The sequence below is a fragment of the Echinicola salinicaeni genome, assembly GCF_014280965.1.
Lineage (GTDB): Bacteria > Bacteroidota > Bacteroidia > Cytophagales > Cyclobacteriaceae > Echinicola > Echinicola salinicaeni.
Window position 1 is genome coordinate 515,268 of sequence record NZ_JACODZ010000001.1, and the last position, 15,662, is coordinate 530,929.

Consider the following 15,662-nt stretch of genomic DNA (forward strand, 5'->3'; position numbering starts at 1 on the left):
GCCTGGGATTCCAAAGAAGAAAAGTAAGAAATGTAAAAAGGATTAGAAGAATAGGTTTAAACTAGTCTAATAAGTAAGGGAAGTCCAATCTACAATATAGACATAATAAGAACCATTGTATTCTTTAATCAAATGTAGTTTCAATACACGATGATCCAGTGGAGGGATTAATTTCCTTTTTTCGGTTTTCTCTATCTGTTCAGACCTTTTGTTTATTTCCAAACTTTCTATTTCATATAAATTTTTAACGTTGGTGAATTCAATCTCGTCGTATTCATCTTCACTGATTTCCATTCCTTGTGTTTTCGATGGGGCTAAACTGAAAAGGTCTTTCCCATTTTTAAAAACGGTTTTATTGTTTATTGTATCCTTTGTCCATCCATGATCAGGATTATAAAATAAATACAAATTTATTTTAGGATATGATTTACCACCTTTAACCAATTGATATGTATCAGGGACACTTGATTGAGCATGTACGTTATTAATTGCAATTGTCGTGAGCAGTATTAGCAGATTTAGTATTAATTTCATGATTGTAATATTTTATTGACATAAACTCTCCCCGCTGAAGGTGCTAGAAAATTCTTTAAGAGGATAATTTATTCTATTAAAAAGCATGTTGTGACTCCAATTCAAAGGAGGCTGGATTGTATTCTTGTAGAGATTCATAGATTACGTTTTTATTTTCAGTCATTTTTGTTTAAATATTTAGCTGAAAATTGTTTTGCCAAAAAGTATTAATTGCAATAAGTCGTTGCCCTAAGACTAAAAAATATTTAAGTTTCTCATACCTTTAAAAAAGATTTCAGATTAATTTTTAATTTCAATGTTAGTTAAAATAATGACCTGTCCAGCAATGTCTTCGTTATCTTGACTTTCCAAAAGATACCCATCAAAAATTACATTTAGTCCCTCCTGCTGAAATGATTCGTCTAGATTACATGGAAATAAGGTTGTCATTATTTGATGTTCAGAAACTAATTCCACATCATTTATTACATAAGAATCGTGAAAGGTTATAACTCCTGAAACTTGAGATATATTATCAATTACTTTCAAATTCTGATACTCGGCACAATCTTTATATACGTCTGGATTTTCTTCTTTACAAGAAAAAATAACCGATAAAATGAGGAATAAATACGGTTTCATGATAAAAATCGTTTATTAAATTCAAACAAATACCTACAAAATTTAAAAACATTGTCACAAAAAAGCAAAAATTAGATTTTTTTCTTTGTAATAAACTTTTAGCTGTTGAATATTATGGTTTTTCTATTTGAGACTGTCCTGGTTTTATCCATCACAAATTCTTATGCCTCTTAATTAGATTTTAAGAATTAAATGCTTAATAAAACAAACCTAGATCTTGATTGCAGCTAAAAAAGTTGTTAGCAAAATAAGAGCTGGAAGCGTGTGCTAGCCACAATAAAAACGGTATCATACTTCAGGGTTTAAATTGTTCATGATATTCCATTGAAAATAATTGATTAAGGGATGGCAACAGATAATCTTATAGTTCATTCAGTATTTCCTTGTAGCCTTGGGCAACACTTTCAGCAATATGTTTGGATTCGGAAGTATTATTGTAAACTTTATTCTTTATCTGTAAGGGCCTTTAAAATGGCATTTAGGGTATCGGCCTTTTCTTGATCATCCATTTCAATTAGGAAAGTTTCAGTAAAACTAATTTTATAGACTTGTATTTGTAATTCGATTATTTTGATTTACTATGCATTTACATTGATCTATATCTATATAAACCTCCTGATGAGCAAAGGTTAAAAACCAATTAATCAACCAGGTGAGAAGATAATCCAACTTCACTGGGCTGGACCCTATTTATTTGTTAATCAACTTCTCCAACCTAGCGATCATTTCATCTTTTTCTTTCAGCATTCGCTCATATAATGCCATTTTATCTTCGTGGAGCTGCTTTAACTCGGTAATAGGATTAAAATTGAAGGTGCTGTTAGGATTTCCAACGCACGCATTATCACCAAATGTGTTAGATATAATATTCACCGCCTGCTCCTCATCAAAGTTCTGGATGGCCTCGACCGGAATATGAAGGATTTCTGCAACCTGCTTTAGAATATTTTCCTCTATGCTTTCTTTTTGCTCTAGTAGGCTGATTTTCTTTTGGGACCAGTCTTCACCCAATTCGTGGGCCAAGGCATCCTGCTTGATGCCTAGCATTTCCCTAAAGCGTTTGATATTTCTTCCTTGATGGATATTTCGTGCAGCTGAATTTGTCATAAGTCTTGGCTATTAAAAAACTAAAAGACAAGTTAAGGAAATTGGAGGAATTTGGGAAATGGTTTTTATAAATGGTTGGAAAAGCTGTTTTCTTATGATTTATAGGATTTTCTGAAATTGATTTATTGGTATAATTTCACCCTAATAAGCTGTTCATACTTTGTTACTTTTTTGCTGCAGGTCAAAAAAGTAACCCAAAAACCCCGCCGCTATGCATCTATTGAGCTAAAATTAAAGCCAGCCCACATGCAGGCAAACTCCTCCTGATATATAGCCTACCACCATTTTGATCTCCATTGCGTCAAACATGCCTGCCTTTTTGCTTACCCTCTTCTTTAATTTCTTAACGCTCAATATATGCAAGGCGGATCATCTATCTATACATCTGAGTAATTCCCTTCAGATTTTAGCAAGGTGATTTTCTAATTCATTTAGAGCCAAAAAGGAATTAAGGAATAAGATATTCCTGTAGGAATAGTTTAGAAAAGGCAGTTTCAGGAAATTGATTTATAGTAATGATCCTTTCCTAAATAATGTAGATATGAGTGATCCAAGCCAATTTAAAGAAGCACTCCTTGATAATCAATCAATAGGACATAATATGATGACCTTTAGAAAACTGAGGAGTCTGAAGGCCATGGAGCTCGCTTTTCATTTAGGAATCAGCGAGGCGGCTTATACCAAATATGAACGTGGAGAAACTAAAATTACCGTAGAGTTGATAAAAAGGTATGCTGATTATGTGCAGGTTGATCCCATTTATATTTTGACCATTAGGCCAGGGCAACTGATTGAGTATTTTTATGAACTGGAAAAAAGGAAAGTTCAAATGGATGGCTGCCAGTTTGATGCCTTAATCGAAATACTCCGCCAACTCAAAGACAGCAATGATGCCTTAAAAAGCCTGATAAAGGAGGCTATTGTTTAAACTTAATCAAAGCATTATGATCAATATTCAAAAAGACGAGCTTATCATAGAATTGATCCGCCAAGACCTTAAGCATAATCAGTTGATTAAAGGTTTGGATAATATTGACCTGGATGCCGGCCTTCGCCATCATCTGGGTATTATGGATTTGGTTAAGCGGCTGATGGAAGTGCCAGCGCATTTGGAGAATGATTTTTTAGATACTTATATGGCCTTTATGGATAGATGCCTGGATTATCCTATTACTAGTTTGGGTGAAGAGTTGATAGAGTTGGCGGAGGAGTGTTATAAGGGGTTATGGCAATCCCTAAATAGGGTTTGAAAACTCCTTTTATTATATTTCAGTTCCCTATACAACCTCCTAGGAATAATATCATCATCATTTCTATCCTCTATTTATGATTTTACACTGAGGGTTTAGTTTTTATGAAAGTTTAAAGTCTGAAAAAGTGGGTTCCTAATAAGTTTCGCTATTGGGAAAAGATTTCCTTTTGCAGAGGAGGAGAGGACCGAGAGTTAAGAAACAGTCCGGTGGACTGTTTTAGCGAGGGGCCAGAATGTAGGGCTGCCCCGAAGACTCCAAACGAAAAAAGCTAGGCATAAAGCCTAGCTTTTAAGTGCAGAGGAGGAGGGATTCGAACCCCCGGTACCTCGCGGTACAACGGTTTTCAAGACCGCCGCATTCGACCACTCTGCCACTCCTCTGGGTCTGATGCGTATTATTTGAAGACGTTTATGTTTGTCTTACGGTTTGCAAAGGTACTACTAAGTTTGATATGTACAATACTTTGCTAAATAAAATTTATATAAAAATCTTAACTTACTGATTGCTTGGGGACTAAATTTTGGGCAAATGTTTGCGCTGGGCGGCCTTGTCCAAGCTGACATTGATTTCAAAACAGATCAATATAATATACGAGGTAATCAGCAGCCAAAGCATCAAAGCAATCATGGTACCAATGGATCCGTAGAGCTTATTATAGGAAGCGAAGTTGATCAGGTAATAGGAGAACAAGAAAAAACCTAAAGTAATCAGCAATCCTGCAGTAAGGGATCCTATGGAGAAGAAATGCCATTTGTCATGTACCGCTGGGGCAATCCTAAAGATAAAGGCTGTTGCAGACATAAAGAGGATCAGCAATACAGTAAATCTCAGTGTGGCGACCAGTAAATAAAGTATATTATTGGAGACCACGCCATACTCTGTCAACAGGGTCAGCATCTTATTGCCGAATATCATGACCAATACAGCTACACAAATATCCAAAACCAGGAATACGATGATGCCCACTGCGATGGCGCGGGTTTGGAAAAAGCTCCTGTTCTCCTTGGTGCGATAGCAGGCATTAAAGGCGCTCATGAGTGAGGCCACGCCATTGGTGGCCAAGTATAGGGCTAGAAAGAACCCAAAGGAAAGCATACCTTGTCTAGGCCTGCTGATGATATCCAGGATGGTGGCTTCTGTTCCCTCGTATAAGGGGCCGGGCATGACCTCTTTGATGAAGATTAGGATGTTTTCCGGGGTAAGCTCAGGAAAGAATATCTCAATAAAGGGCAATAGGTTCAACAGGAATAGCATCAAAGGAAATAATGCTACCGTAAAGTTGAATGCTACAGCATTTGCCCTGTCATCAATTTCATCCTTATGGAGCTGGTGGATAAATATCCTTCCGACATCATAAAGGTTCTGATCTGGATTTTTGAGGTGAATCCTGCGCAGTTTTTGAGCTTGCTTATCCAGTTGCTGTAAAAGGCTATGCACTTTCTTTTTGACCATCAGTGCTTATTTTTCTAAAAGTAAGTCTGTAATAAATCTAGTAAATCCTGTGGAGGTCTGCACGGTCGATGGCTGTCTTTTTTCAAGAAGGTCAAGATAGTGTGCCCCAGATGGATCAGTTCTTTTTGTTCATTGTGGATTTCATAATCAAATCGGATCTTTACTCCAGGGACTTTGGCAATATGGGTAGTAATGGTGAGTAGCTCGTCATATTTGCCCGGTTTTAAATATTTGCTATAGCTTTCCAAAACCGGCATCATGACGCCTTCATCCTCCATTCTTTTGTAGCTGAAGCCTATACTTCTTAAAGCTTCTACCCTGGCCACTTCAAAGTACATGGCATAATTCCCATAATAGACATAGCCCATTTGGTCGGTTTCAGCATATCTTACGCGAACTTGAGTTTTGGCAGTAAACATAGTTTATTGGTAGATTTTGGCTGCATTCAAGGCATTCTGGTATTTGCGTGCCTGGTTTAAATGGTCTCTTAGGTTGGTGGAAAATACATGGTATCCTGAAAAATCCTCTTTGGCACAGAAGTAGAGATAATTGTGCTTTTGATAATTGAGGACAGCGTCTAGGGATGAGATTTCAGGCAGGTTGATAGGGCCTGGCGGTAAGCCTGCATATTTGTAGGTATTATAGGGGCTTTCTATTTCCTTGTGTACATTGAGCACCCTTTTGATGGTGAAGTCTCCAAGGGCAAAAACCAAGGTAGGGTCTGCCTGAAGGGGAATATTTCTTTCCAGTCTATTGATATAAACCCCAGCCACTTTTGGGCGTTCATCTCTTTTTGCGGTTTCTGCTTGAACTATGGATGCCAAGGTAGAAACTTCCTCGGGGCTCATGCCAAGCACCCTGGCTTTTTCCTTGCGTTCATCATTCCAGAAATTATTGTATTCCCGGTACATGCGGTCAAAAAGCTGTTCAGGGCTGGTGTTCCAGTAAACCTCATAGGTATTTGGGATGAACATGCTCATGATGGTCTCTTCCTCAAAATCAAATTTCCTGATATAGAGGCTGTCTTTCAATAAATCCAGGAATTGATCATCCTTGATCTCTAGATTATTGGTAATCTTTTCAGCCAAGTCTTCTTTGGTCCTGATATTATTGAAGGTAATCTGAACAGGCGTTTGTCTGCCTGATCTCAGTAAGCTTACCAGTTCCTTATTGGACATTTTGGGCTTGATGGCGTAGAGTCCAGGTTTGACATTGTCTTGGTACTTCATGATCTTGGCTACAAAGCTGAAAGAGATCACGTCTGTAATGATGTTGTTTTCGGTAAGGATATCAGATACTTGTTTGAAATTGGCGTTTGAGGGGATTTTGAGACTGACTGTTTGCTCAGACTCGGTCAGGGTGTTGGGGCTGAAAAACACCTGATAGAAATAAAAGACAAATGAAGAGATCATGACGGAAAGCGCCACCATGCCTATCATAAAATATTTTTGGTTTTTCTTGGTGATCATAAGTTTAAATACGGCTCAGATTTTTGCTTGGGCAAAAATAGTTAAATAAAATTAAACCTAATCTAATCCTTTACAGGGCTTAGATTTCTCAGGAATAGGGCTTAGCTTTACTGTTGACTGGCCGAAAAAGATGGTTATTTGACTGTTAATGATTACTTTTCGGTATTAAAATGAGATTTTTATGGCAGCTGAATTTATTAAATTATATCCCGAAAACCCCAATCCTCGTCAGGTCAACCGGGTGGTGGAGGTCCTGCGGCAAGGTGGAATAGTTATTTATCCCACGGATACCATTTATGGGATGGGCTGTGATATTTATAACACCAAGGCCATTGAGCGGATCTGCTTGATAAAGGGGGTAAAGCCCCAAAAACAGAATTTCTCTTTTATTTGCTACGACTTGAGCGGTATTTCAGAATATACCAGGGTACTGAGTACTCCTGTTTTTAAGTTGATGAAGAAGGCATTACCGGGGCCGTTTACTTTTATTTTGGAAGCAAATAATAAGGTGCCCAAGCTTTTGCACAGTAAAAAGAAAACTGTTGGTATCAGGGTCCCAGATAATAACATTCCTCGTATATTGGTAAAAGAGCTGGGACAGCCTATAGTCACCACTTCTATTAGGGATGAAGATGATGTTTTGGAATACAGTACCGACCCGGAGTTGATCTATGAAAAATACCGGGATTTGGTCGATGTGGTGATTGATGGTGGATATGGAAACAATGTTGCCTCTACCGTCGTTGATTGTACAGGAGGAGAGATAGAAGTCCTTCGTGAAGGACTGGGGGATATTGATGAGGTGCTCTAGCCTTAAATTATTGCGGATTGAATTGATAAAATTAAATAATATCAGGCCGAGCGGGCCTGTCTAAACATCAGGTAAAGTCGAGGCCATATACTTCCTTCGACTCCATGCCTTTGACAGCAGACAGGTGCTTAGGATGATTACATTTGTAATCGGTATAGAAAAAGAAGGGAATCTCTTCATTGGGCAAGCGCAAAATTCTATTTGAATAAAAGGTAAAAGAAGATCGTAATAGGCAATAAAGCTCAAATGTTTATTTTTGGGCATGGAAAAGAAAGAATTGTTAGTTGACCTATTTTATCTGCCACCAATAGAATTTTTTGTTGCCATAGAAGGTTATAATAAGATAGTCTTGGAGAGAGAGGGGAATTATCAAAAGCAGACATATAGAAATAGGGCACAGATACATTTGTCCAATAAAGTGGAGACCTTAAGCATTCCCATTATAGGAGGGAATAAAAAAGTGAAATACAGCAAGGTCAAGATTGATTACGGGCAAAAGTGGCAGAATGTTCATTTGCGGGGAATAAAAAGTGCTTATGGCAAAGCACCCTATTTTGAATATTACTATCCCTATTTTGAAGATATATTCAATGAACAAATTGACAGTTTGTTTGAGTTGAACCATAAGTTGCTGACACTTTGTCTGAAATTACTGCAAATAAAGGCAAAAGTAGAAGTTAGCTCGAAATATGAGGAAGGTCCAGAAATGGCAGACCTAAGGGGCAAAATAGTAGCTAAACAGTCTTATGAGGCCAGGGGTATTTATACGCCGGAGCCTTACAATCAATTGTTTGGCCTAGACTTTGCACCTAATTTAAGTATTATCGATTTGTTGTTTTGTGAGGGGCCTGGTTCTTTGGAACTAATCCGACGATCAAAAAAAAAGAATTGAACAATCGCTAAAAGGATTGTGTTTTTAAAACAAATTCGGTAAAATTAGATATAGCAATTATCACAATTCAGAAAGGAAATAAATGGAAGCAAAATTTTCAAATAGAGTCAAGGAGGTGATCTCCCTAAGTCGTGAAGAAGCTTTGCGTCTGGGGCACGATTACATTGGGACCGAACACCTCTTGCTGGGCATGATCCGTGAGGGGGAAGGTGTCGCTGTTTCCATATTGAAGAAATTAGGAGTGCCTTTGGATGAGCTTCGCAATTCTGTGGAGCGGGCAGTAAAAGGAACGGCCAATCACAATGTGAAAAACTTGGCCAATATTCCTTTGACTAGGCAATCTGAAAAAGTGCTTAAAATTACTTATTTGGAAGCTAAAATATTTAAAAGCCAACTTATCGGGACAGAACATTTATTGCTGTCCATCCTGAGGGATGAAGATAATATAGCTACCCAAATCCTGCATAAATTCGATACTACTTATGATACGGTAAAAGAAATGTTGGAATTCCAAACGGATCAAAGCCCACGCTCAGGTGCTGAGGCGGATGATACTGATGAGGAAAGCAGCAAACTATTCGGTTCATCTGGTGGTTCATCAGGAGGTGGAGGCAAAGGCTCAACCGAAAAGTCCAGGACACCTGTTTTGGATAATTTCGGCAGGGACCTGACCCGAATGGCTGAAGACGACAAGCTTGACCCTATTATTGGTAGGGAAAAGGAAATTGAGCGTGTAGCTCAGATCTTGTCCAGAAGAAAGAAAAACAACCCGATACTTATAGGTGAGCCTGGCGTAGGTAAGACGGCTATCGCTGAAGGCCTTGCTTTGAGAATTGTACAGAAAAAAGTTTCCCGTGTATTGTTCAACAAGCGCGTGGTGACTTTGGATCTGGCATCTTTGGTGGCAGGTACCAAATACAGGGGGCAGTTTGAGGAGAGAATGAAAGCTGTGATGAATGAGCTGGAAAAATCTCCAAATGTGATCTTGTTTATAGATGAGTTGCATACCATCGTAGGTGCTGGTGGTGCCAGTGGTTCTTTGGATGCCTCCAATATGTTCAAACCTGCTTTGGCAAGAGGAGAAATTCAATGCATCGGGGCCACTACATTGGATGAGTACAGACAGTATATTGAAAAAGACGGTGCTTTGGCAAGGAGATTCCAGATGGTAATGGTGGACGCCACCTCTCCAGAGGAAACCATGCAGATCCTTAATAATATCAAGGACAAATACGAAGATCACCATAATGTGAACTATACACCTGAGGCGATTGAAGCTTGTGTGAAATTGTCTGACCGTTATATCTCTGACCGTTTCCTACCGGATAAGGCCATCGATATCTTGGATGAGGCTGGTGCTCGTGTTCACATCAACAATATCCACGTTCCTGATGAAATCCTCAAACTAGAGGAAGAAGTTGAGAACATCAAAGTGGAGAAAAACAGGGTAGTTAAAAGCCAGAAGTATGAAGAGGCTGCCCAGTTGAGAGATCGTGAGAAAAAATTGCTAGAGCAATTGGAAAACGCTAAAGCTAAGTGGGAAGAAGAAAGTAAAACCAAGCGTTATACCGTAGAGGAAGATAATGTGGCAGAGGTAATCGCAATGATGACAGGTATTCCTGCCAAGCGTATTGCCCAAAATGAAGGTAATAAGTTGCTCAATATGGGCGCAGAACTTCAAGGTAAGGTGATCGGTCAGGATGATGCCATTAAGAAGTTGACCAAAGCGATACAAAGAACCAGGGTAGGGTTGAAAGATCCTAAGAAGCCTATCGGTTCATTTATATTCCTAGGACCAACAGGGGTTGGTAAAACGGAATTGGCCAAGACATTGGCAACCTATCTGTTCGATAAGGAAGATTCTTTGGTAAGAATTGACATGTCCGAATATATGGAGAAATTTAGTGTTTCCCGTTTGGTAGGAGCACCTCCAGGTTATGTGGGCTATGAAGAAGGCGGTCAGTTGACCGAAAAAGTGAGAAGAAAGCCTTATTCAGTGGTATTGCTTGATGAGATCGAAAAAGCTCACCCAGACGTATTCAATTTGTTATTGCAAGTGTTGGATGATGGTATACTTACCGATGGACTGGGAAGAAGAGTGGATTTCAGAAATACGGTGATTATCATGACATCCAATATAGGTGTTAGGGACTTGAAAGACTTCGGAGCGGGTATTGGATTTGCCTCCAAGGCCAAAGAGGAAAATATGGATGAAGTGATGAAAACCACTATCCAAAGTGCACTTAAAAAGGCCTTTAGCCCTGAATTCTTGAACAGGTTGGATGATGTAGTGGTATTCAATTCCTTGAACAAGGAACATATACACAAGATCATCGATATCAGTTTGGAGAAATTGTTCAGCAGAATTACTGACCTTGGTTATCATATTGAATTGACCGATAAGGCCAAAGACTTCTTGGCTGATAAAGGATATGATCAACAGTATGGTGCACGTCCATTGAACAGGGCCATACAGAAGTACCTGGAAGATTCCATTGCTGAGGAAATTCTAAGAGGAGAGCTTTCCGATGGCGATGTAATCAAAGCTGATTACTCTGGCAAAGGGGATGAATTGGACATCACGGTTGAGAAAAAAGAAAAAGCAGATTAACATTTTAATAGACGAATTAAAAAGAGGCCTATCTTGGGCCTCTTTTTTTTTGAGCTTATATTAACTTATTTTATGCATTAGCCTATTTGTTATATGTCATAACTGGTTTAAGGTCAGTGTGTAAACTATTGTTTCCTTAGGGTTTAAGTGCTGCTGATCATGACAAATGCGCATCGGGTTAAAAGTTAACATATTTTAAGAGTTAATGATTTAAGGTAAAGTTTTGTTGGCCTTTAATTTGTGAAAAGAAGCTTATGAAATTTGTATTACAATTTTTGCTGAAAATATCTTTTCTGGCCTCACTAATGCCCTATTTAATTTCTGAAAAAGTGTTCCAGAAATTTGAAATTAGAATCAATCCCCAAGTGGAGGATTCACTTTATACCAGTGGCAAAGAAATGGGCTTGGTGGACCACAAACGCATCGATGAGGCCAGTGGCTTGGCATATTCCAGAAAATATGATAATGTACTCTATACCCATAATGACAGTGGAGGATTGCCAGTACTTTATCAGATGGATAGTACGGGAAAAATCACCAGGGAAATAGCCTTGGATGGGGCAGATAATCGGGATTGGGAGGATATCGCCATAGGTCCGGGAAGGAATAAGGAAAAGTCTTATATTTATATAGGTGAAATTGGAGATAATAAGGGTGTTTATCCCTCAATCAAGTTATTAAGATTCGAAGAGCCTCTTCCAGGTCAAGATAAGATTGAGGTGAAGCCTGAAGTAACGGAGCTTACTTATCCAGATGGACCAAAAGATGCTGAAACTTTGATGGTGGACCCTTGGAATGGAGATGTGTATATAGTGACTAAGCGGGATTCCAGTAATGTACTATACCGCTTAGGTGCTGAAGACACCGAAAAGGAGCAGGCAGAGCTTGAAAAGGTGTTGGAACTCCCCATTACCATGTCAGTGGGAGGGGATATTTCTCCTGATGGGAAGGAAATCATCATCAAAAATTATTGGGTGGTCTACCATTGGGAAAGGGAAGAAGGAGAAAGCCTCGTAGATGCACTTTCCCGAAAGCCTGTTCAATTACCTTATGTGCCAGAACCCCAAGGCGAGGCTTTGGCATTTGGAAAGGATGGAAACAGTTATTTTAGCCTGAGTGAACAAAGATTCCGGATTAAACCAATACTCTACCAATATTATAAAAAGCCAAAGACCCCTTGAGGAAATTTGGCAAAGTATAGACATTGATAAGATGGTGATTTGATGAATTCCCAGATAGCTTCCACGGTTTTGATGGTTAGACCTGCTGCTTTTGGATATAATCCAGAAACAGCCGTGGATAACCTGTATCAAGCGCAGGATGAGCGGCCAAATTCCCTTATTCAGCAAGAAGCATTGGTAGAGTTTGATGGGATGGTAGCCATGCTCCGTGCGAATGGTATTGAGGTTATCGTATTGGAGGATACCGTTTCGCCGATTAAACCGGACGCTGTTTTTCCAAATAATTGGTTCAGTACGCATGAAGACGGCAGTATCTTGCTTTATCCCATGATGTCCCTGCTCAGGCGTGCTGAGAGGAGAAAAGACTTGGTCCGTAAACTTGCCGATTATGATTTTAAGACCGAGGAGGTAGTTGACTTGACATTTTTTGAAGATGATGGACAGTACTTGGAAAGTACAGGGAGTATGGTGCTGGATAGGGAAAATAAAATTGTTTATGCCTGTGCTTCAGAGCGAACACATTCAGTTCCCCTGCATTATTTCCAACAATTAAAAGGTTATCAAGTATTGCTGTTTCATGCGGTACAGCAATTGAAATATCCAAAGCGACCAGTTTATCATACCAATGTGATGATGCATGTGGGATCTAAGATGGCCGTGGTCTGTTTGGATAGCATTGAAAGGGAGGCGGAAAAGATGATGGTAAAGGAAAGTTTGGAAAAGCATGGTAAGAAAATCATTCCAATAACCTTGCACCAAAAGAATGCTTTTGCTGGTAATATGTTGGAATTAAAGAATACGGAGGGGAAGCATTTTACAGTAATGTCTGCCAGTGCCTTCAAAAGTCTTAAGGCAGGGCAAAAGCAAATCATTTCAAAATATACAGATTTGATTGTTCCTGATATTCCCACCATTGAGAAATTGGGTGGTGGTAGTGTCCGCTGTATGATGGCGGAGATTTTTTTGCCAAGGGTGAAGAAGTAAAAAAAACAGGCTGTTTCATAAATCCACGTCATTGCGATTGTAGCGATAGCGAAGAGAAGCAATCTCCCTATATGTACAATGTAAGTACTTCGAGATCACTTCGCTTCACTCGTGATGACGTATTTCCGACTTATGAGCCAGCCTGTTTCTATGGTCTATGGTTTAGGATAAACTTAAACCCGAAATATGCATTAGCCTATCTGTTAAGATTCCCAATGCATGATCCGGCTTAGATTCCAGTGTAATTGAAAGGAGTGATCACCTTCAATTCTGCTTTTACCTCATCAGAAACATTTAAAGTATCGATAAATTCCCGGATGGAGGTTTCAGTGATTTTACTATTGGTTCTGGTGAGGTCCTTCAGTGCTTCGTATGGTTTTGGATAACCTTCTCTTCTTAAGACGGTCTGAATCGCTTCAGCTACCACGGCCCAGTTTTCTTCAAGATCAGCATCGATAGCCGCTTTGTTTAATTCCAATTTGCCCATTCCTTTTTTCAATGATTCAAAGGCAATAAGCATATGGGCCAATGGCACGCCAATTACTCTCAAAACTGTACTATCAGTAAGGTCTCTTTGTAACCTGCTGACAGGTAGTTTGGCTGCAAGGTGCTCCAATAGTGCATTGGCGATGCCCAGGTTACCCTCTGCATTTTCAAAGTCAATAGGATTCACCTTATGTGGCATGGCAGAAGATCCTACTTCGCCTGCTTTGATCTTTTGCTTGAAATAGTTCATGCTTACATATTGCCAAACATCCTTAGAAAGATCCAAAAGGATGGTGTTGATTCTTTTCAAGCCATCAAAAAGAGCAGCAATATTGTCATAATGCTCAATTTGAGTGGTTGGGAAGCTTCTTTCCAAACCAAGGTACTGGCTGACGAAGTTATTGGCAAATACATTCCACTCTTGATCAGGGTAAGCTACTTTGTGGGCATTCATATTACCTGTAGCACCACCAAACTTCGCGGAATGAGGTACTTGGTTCAGTAGGGTCAATTGATTTTCCAGTCTGGTCAAGAAAACCTGGAATTCCTTGCCCAAGCGCGTTGGGGAGGCAGGTTGACCATGGGTCTTTGCCAACATCGAGATGTCTCCCCATTCTGCAATTTGACTTTTTAGTTTAGTCATTACTTCTTCCAAGACCGGAAGCATTACTTCATTCAGCCCTTCCTTGAGCATGAGTGGGGTAGCGGTATTATTGATATCCTGAGAGGTCAATCCAAAGTGGATGAATTCCTTTTGTTCTTCAAGTCCCAGTTGGTCAAATTTTTCTTTCAAGAAATATTCAACTGCTTTAACATCATGATTAGTGGTCTTTTCAATTTCTTTGATAGACGCTGCATCAGCCTCGGAAAAGTCGTCCACAATGGCACGGAGTTTTGGGAAGATATCTTTGGAAATGCCTTTTAATTGAGGTAATGGCATTTCACAAAGCGCGATGAAATATTCCACCTCAACCTTTACCCTGTAAAGAATCAAGGCATATTCAGAAAAATAAGCTCTCAAGGGAGCAGTTTTGCTTCCGTATCTTCCATCCACAGAGGATACTGCGGTCAGCGTATTTAAATTCATGATGATTTCTTTTTGTTTGAATGACGCCACAAAAATAATTTATTAAAATGTAAAAGCCTTTTATTTGGAATTTTTTTAACAAAAGGGAATGGGAGACATAAAAAAGGGGATTACCATCAAGGTAATCCCCTCCGATTATGCGGTAATAGTCGGTTTTAATAATTTGGATAGTTTCTTATCACTTGAAGGCTTAGCCCCTTATTCGTTTCTGAGGAATCCATATAGCCTCTTACCACTACGGTATAGACTCTTTGGCTGCGAAGGTTGAGGTCATCAGCAGTCAGGAGTACTTCACCGGAATTGGCATCTGTCAAAGAAAAATTGCTCATTTCAGCAGGAATCTCTTCAAAATCAGTTACGTCCATATAAGCTCCATTGGAAAATAATGGTGTTTCGCTGTCATTTATAGTAAGATTGACCTCCGGTGCATCAGGGGAAAGGTGTACCAATCTGATCATGGCATTGCCTTCGTTAGGCTCATTCCAATTGTCTTCTGCAATAAGGGTCCCCATATCTGAGTCATCATCTTCTGCAGCATCGATAAAGAAGAATGAATACGCTTGATTCTCAGTCAAGGTCACGGTAGTGTCCAATAATGAGTTAGCGGCATTTCTGTTTTTGAAAGACAATGTTCTTTCTCCAGTAAAATAACGTCCATAATTGAAGTAATCAGTATACTCAAAATTATTGGTGTTATAAACCCTTCCATCAGCATAAATACTTACTGATCCCGTTTCAGGTGAGCCGTGATAGTAAGCTACATAGGCGACAGGACCATCATAATAATCCGTGTCATCATCATCAAGGCAGCTGGTGATCAATAGGGGTGATACAGCCAAGAAAAAAAGACCCAGGCTTTTTTTCCAATTTTTGAACAGGCTTCTATTCATGATTTGCGTTAACATAATACTGTTGGTTTAATCTATTTTTTTGTTGTTTTTCTTTGCTTTTCCCCAAAACGTAAGGTCACAAAGAAACGCTACAAGGCCTTGAAATTTTTTTGTGAATTTTTACCAAAGCGACTGCTGTTATTATTGGCTCCATATGAAATTTAGTGTGGTTAAACCTTAATAAGGAAAACAAAGTAAAGGTTACCCCTGTAAATCATATAGAACCTTATTATTTAAAGAAAAAGGACTGGTTTTTGAGTTAATATTGCTGGGCTTGGGAACAT

At 39.2% G+C, this 15,662-nt stretch carries 15 protein-coding genes and 1 tRNA gene; 7 read left to right on the plus strand and 9 right to left on the minus strand.

The genetic code is table 11. The annotated features are described in order from the left end of the window. Positions 1-66 precede the first annotated feature (66 nt). From H7U17_RS02055 to H7U17_RS02065, 3 genes are all read right to left on the minus strand, one after another. Positions 67-534: a hypothetical protein gene (locus H7U17_RS02055; protein ID WP_186754253.1), complete on the minus strand. Its 468-nt coding sequence runs from the start codon at positions 532-534 to the stop codon at positions 67-69. A 279-nt stretch (positions 535-813) separates the two neighbouring features. After that, positions 814-1,155, minus strand: a complete 342-nt coding sequence (locus tag H7U17_RS02060; RefSeq protein WP_186754255.1) for a hypothetical protein — start codon at positions 1,153-1,155, stop codon at positions 814-816. A gap of 690 nt (positions 1,156-1,845) precedes the next feature. After that, positions 1,846-2,262 carry a helix-turn-helix transcriptional regulator gene (locus H7U17_RS02065; RefSeq protein ID WP_186754257.1) on the minus strand — a complete coding sequence of 139 codons (417 nt, stop codon included), beginning with the start codon at positions 2,260-2,262 and terminating at the stop codon, positions 1,846-1,848. Between the two features lie 541 nt (positions 2,263-2,803). Between H7U17_RS02065 and H7U17_RS02070 the strand changes: the two genes are divergently transcribed. Together H7U17_RS02070 and H7U17_RS02075 are read left to right on the plus strand one after the other, a co-directional pair. Then, positions 2,804-3,190 (plus strand): helix-turn-helix domain-containing protein, encoded by a 387-nt coding sequence (locus tag H7U17_RS02070; protein WP_186754259.1) that lies wholly within the window; start codon positions 2,804-2,806, stop codon positions 3,188-3,190. 16 nt (positions 3,191-3,206) lie between these two features. Beyond that, positions 3,207-3,512 carry a hypothetical protein gene (locus H7U17_RS02075; RefSeq protein WP_186754261.1) on the plus strand — a complete coding sequence of 102 codons (306 nt, stop codon included), beginning with the start codon at positions 3,207-3,209 and terminating at the stop codon, positions 3,510-3,512. A 298-nt stretch (positions 3,513-3,810) separates the two neighbouring features. Here the strand turns inward: H7U17_RS02075 and H7U17_RS02080 are convergent. The 4 genes from H7U17_RS02080 to mltG all read right to left on the minus strand — a co-directional run bounded on the left by H7U17_RS02080 (position 3,811) and on the right by mltG (position 6,436). Next, positions 3,811-3,895, minus strand: a tRNA-Ser gene (locus H7U17_RS02080). Positions 3,896-4,028: 133 nt separating this feature from the next. Next, positions 4,029-4,967 carry a YihY/virulence factor BrkB family protein gene (locus H7U17_RS02085; protein ID WP_186754263.1) on the minus strand — a complete coding sequence of 313 codons (939 nt, stop codon included), beginning with the start codon at positions 4,965-4,967 and terminating at the stop codon, positions 4,029-4,031. A gap of 14 nt (positions 4,968-4,981) precedes the next feature. Beyond that, positions 4,982-5,386 (minus strand): acyl-CoA thioesterase, encoded by a 405-nt coding sequence (locus H7U17_RS02090; protein WP_186754265.1) that lies wholly within the window; start codon positions 5,384-5,386, stop codon positions 4,982-4,984. 3 nt (positions 5,387-5,389) lie between these two features. Next, on the minus strand, positions 5,390-6,436 hold the full coding sequence (gene mltG / locus H7U17_RS02095) for an endolytic transglycosylase MltG (RefSeq protein ID WP_186754267.1): 1,047 nt from the start codon (positions 6,434-6,436) through the stop codon (positions 5,390-5,392). A 181-nt stretch (positions 6,437-6,617) separates the two neighbouring features. On the opposite strand from mltG, the gene H7U17_RS02100 reads away from it, so the two are divergent. The 5 genes from H7U17_RS02100 (at position 6,618) to ctlX (ending at position 12,915) form a co-directional block, all read left to right on the plus strand. After that, entirely contained in the window at positions 6,618-7,247 is a 630-nt protein-coding gene (locus H7U17_RS02100) for an L-threonylcarbamoyladenylate synthase (protein WP_186754269.1), read from the plus strand. A gap of 262 nt (positions 7,248-7,509) precedes the next feature. After that, a complete protein-coding gene (locus tag H7U17_RS02105; RefSeq protein WP_186754270.1) occupies positions 7,510-8,139 on the plus strand; it encodes a WbqC family protein in 630 nt (209 codons plus the stop codon). Positions 8,140-8,221: 82 nt separating this feature from the next. Continuing rightward, on the plus strand, positions 8,222-10,750 hold the full coding sequence (locus tag H7U17_RS02110; protein ID WP_186754277.1) for an ATP-dependent Clp protease ATP-binding subunit: 2,529 nt from the start codon (positions 8,222-8,224) through the stop codon (positions 10,748-10,750). 254 nt (positions 10,751-11,004) lie between these two features. Then, the gene (locus H7U17_RS02115; RefSeq protein ID WP_186754279.1) at positions 11,005-11,931 is read left to right on the plus strand and encodes a hypothetical protein; all 927 of its coding nucleotides are present in this window, start codon (positions 11,005-11,007) and stop codon (positions 11,929-11,931) included. A 42-nt stretch (positions 11,932-11,973) separates the two neighbouring features. Continuing rightward, positions 11,974-12,915, plus strand: a complete 942-nt coding sequence (ctlX, locus tag H7U17_RS02120) for a citrulline utilization hydrolase CtlX (RefSeq protein WP_186754281.1) — start codon at positions 11,974-11,976, stop codon at positions 12,913-12,915. Between the two features lie 229 nt (positions 12,916-13,144). On the opposite strand, the gene purB is transcribed toward ctlX, so the two are convergent. Further along, positions 13,145-14,488, minus strand: coding sequence for an adenylosuccinate lyase (purB, locus tag H7U17_RS02125; protein WP_186754283.1), 1,344 nt, complete (start codon positions 14,486-14,488; stop codon positions 13,145-13,147). A 155-nt stretch (positions 14,489-14,643) separates the two neighbouring features. After that, the gene (locus tag H7U17_RS02130; protein ID WP_230981233.1) at positions 14,644-15,378 is read right to left on the minus strand and encodes a DUF4397 domain-containing protein; all 735 of its coding nucleotides are present in this window, start codon (positions 15,376-15,378) and stop codon (positions 14,644-14,646) included. Between the last annotated feature and the right edge of the window lie 284 nt (positions 15,379-15,662).